Genomic DNA, 2,420 nt, shown 5'->3' with positions numbered 1-2,420 from the left:
AACCTCAACGACACTTTCCGCAAAGCTCTTATAAGCACTACCCATTTGTTTAGCCATCGAATCAGGAAAGACATGAAAATCCCCAGTTTTTAGAGCTTCTATTATCCCCTCTGCCACAAGTTCAGGTGGCTCCGCAACCTCAGTTAGCCCTGCTGCATCGCCCATATCCGTAGCAATTGGTCCAGGGTGAACGCTTAACACAAACGTGCCTTGCTCGTTCAGCAGTTCTCTTAGTGCTTGGGTAATCGAATAGGCAGAAGCTTTTGAGGCACAGTAAGTGACTGCGTTGGAGTAACTTTTCAGCGAAGCAACAGAATTGATTTGAGCAAAGACACCCCCTCCATTAGTTCTAAGAACTGGGGCAAATGCCTGAGCCATGTAAATCAGTCCATATACGTTGATGTTCATCTGAAATTTGAGAGCGGCGATCGCATCCTCGCCCAAGAGAGATCCCGCTTGAAAGACTCCGGCGTTATTGACCACCACTTGCACATCTTTGGCAGTTTGAGCGGCAGCAATAATAGATTGAGGATTGCTTAAATCAACTTGGATCGGCACTACTTGATCGCCGTATTGTTTAACCAATGGGGAAATGCTGTCCAGTTTACGAACAGCCGCATAGACTTTGGCGGCTCCATGTTTAATAAAGGACTCAACTATCGCTTTACCAATGCCGCGATTCGCGCCCGTAATCAAGATGATTTTGTTTTTGATGTCGTAGTTCACTTGGATTTCTCCTTACAGTTTTCAATCGTTTTGGAAAAGCAAATTCTCTTTAGCGATTTGTCTGTAACTAATTAATAAGGACTTGCTGTTGGTCTAACTATAATTTCGCTAATATCAACATCGTTAGGTTGAGCGATCGCAAATAAAATTGACCGAGCGATCGCGGTAGCCGGAATATATATTTGTCTAAATTCTTCCATTCCTTTTTTGGCAGTTTCATCGCTGATGCTATCGGCTAACTCTGATTCTGTTGTGCCAGGAGAAATCACCGTCACTCGAATATCGCCGCCGACTTCTTGTCTTAATCCTTCAGAGATCGCGCCAACCGCGAACTTGGTAGCGCAGTAAACCGCCGCCGTTGGATATACAGCGTGTCCACCAATGGAGGAAAGATTAATAATTTGTCCTGATTTTTGAGCTTTCATAATTGGCAGCACCGCCGCGATGCCGTATAAAACACCCTTGATGTTGACATCAATCATCCGCTCCCATTCCTCAACTTTCAATCGGTCAAGGGTTGATAATGGCATGACTCCAGCATTGTTGATTAACACATCCACGCGACCGAACTTACTTAGAGTAAGTTGCACGAGTTCTTCTATTTGACTTCGTTGAGTCACATCAAGAGCTTGATATTCAGCTATTCCACCATCGGCGTGAATGTCTTTGACGAGCGCTTCTAGGCGATCTGTGCGCCGCGCTCCTAAAACTACTTTTGCGCCGTTTTTTGCCAGTAACCTGGCTGTAGCTTCACCGATGCCGCTACTCGCGCCTGTAATCACTACAACTTTGTGGTTGTCATCGGTAGTCATAAAGTATCTCCAATTCATTTTATGTTCGTGAGGCTAGATTATTTAGTAGTGCTAGGACTACTAGATTGAGCGGCAAAGACTTCACGTAATGCTTGTGCTGCATCAATGGCACGCGGAAACCCAGCCGTTACTGTCGTCAAGTAGACAATTTCTTTAAGTTCGTTTTGGGTCACTCCTAGCCGGAGGGCGTAGCCTGCATGAATTTTTAGTTGCGGCAGATTGCCTTGGGCAGCAAAAGCGGCGACAGTAGCAAGCTGACGAGTGCGATTGTCAAGCTCGCTCCGCGACCAAACTTCACCAAGAGAGTAATCTACAATTGCATCTGCTAAAAACGGGAAATCTTGGCGTAGACCTTCAAGGACAGGCTGCCCCGCCCCGCCTGACAACTTATTGATGACTTGATTGCCTCGCTCGCGGCGACTCTGGCTTTCTGGTGGAGTTTGTGCAGTGGCGGCAACAGGTAAGGCGATCGCAATACAAGATAAAAGCGCGATCACTTTATTTATCAGTTCTTTCCAGTACCTAGCTTGCACGCGCTGGTAACCAATAGATTCACTGCTGCTATTGGCTCTAGTGACGATCACAACTTTGTTTTCTACGTTTGACATGATTGTTTTCTACGCTTGACATAATTAAGATTGATTTGATTTAAAGAAACTGACCGCCAGAAACTTCAATTCTTTGAGCGTTCACCCATTTGTTATCTTCAGAGAGCAGTGATGCGATCGCGCCACCAATATCGTTTGGCATACCTACACGACCCAGAGCCGTTTGCGAAGCAATGAAGCTGTTGATTTCTGGATTGTCACGCACTGCACCACCCCCAAAATCTGTTTCGATTGCGCCTGGTGCGATCGTATTCACCGCAATCTGTCTTTCACC

General features: G+C 46.0%; 4 protein-coding genes. All 4 read right to left on the bottom strand.

Annotation, left to right across the window (positions count from 1 at the left end):
* The coding region (locus tag AC2VE5_RS25830) for an SDR family oxidoreductase (RefSeq protein ID WP_486890432.1) at nt 1–726 on the bottom strand (726 nt) is incomplete at its 3' end.
* Nucleotides 727–797: 71 nt separating this feature from the next.
* Nucleotides 798–1,538 carry an SDR family oxidoreductase gene (locus tag AC2VE5_RS25825; RefSeq protein WP_486890431.1) on the bottom strand — a complete coding sequence of 247 codons (741 nt, stop codon included), beginning with the start codon at nt 1,536–1,538 and terminating at the stop codon, nt 798–800.
* 38 nt (nt 1,539–1,576) lie between these two features.
* Complete coding sequence (locus AC2VE5_RS25820) at nt 1,577–2,146, bottom strand: carboxymuconolactone decarboxylase family protein (protein ID WP_486890430.1); 570 nt, start codon at nt 2,144–2,146, stop codon at nt 1,577–1,579.
* Nucleotides 2,147–2,186: 40 nt separating this feature from the next.
* The coding region (locus AC2VE5_RS25815; RefSeq protein WP_486890429.1) for an SDR family oxidoreductase at nt 2,187–2,420 on the bottom strand (234 nt) is incomplete at its 5' end.

Source organism: Aliterella sp. E5.1 (assembly GCF_057473825.1).
Note: the sequence above shows the minus strand (reverse complement) of the source record. Positions and strands in the feature narration are given on the sequence as shown.

Bases quoted from the DNA above. Each gene is read 5' to 3' on its own strand.
- AC2VE5_RS25825 (WP_486890431.1), bottom strand. From the start codon at position 1,538: ATGACTACCGATGACAACCACAAAGTTGTAGTGATTACAGGCGCGAGT.
- AC2VE5_RS25820 (WP_486890430.1), bottom strand. From the start codon at position 2,146: ATGTCAAACGTAGAAAACAAAGTTGTGATCGTCACTAGAGCCAATAGC.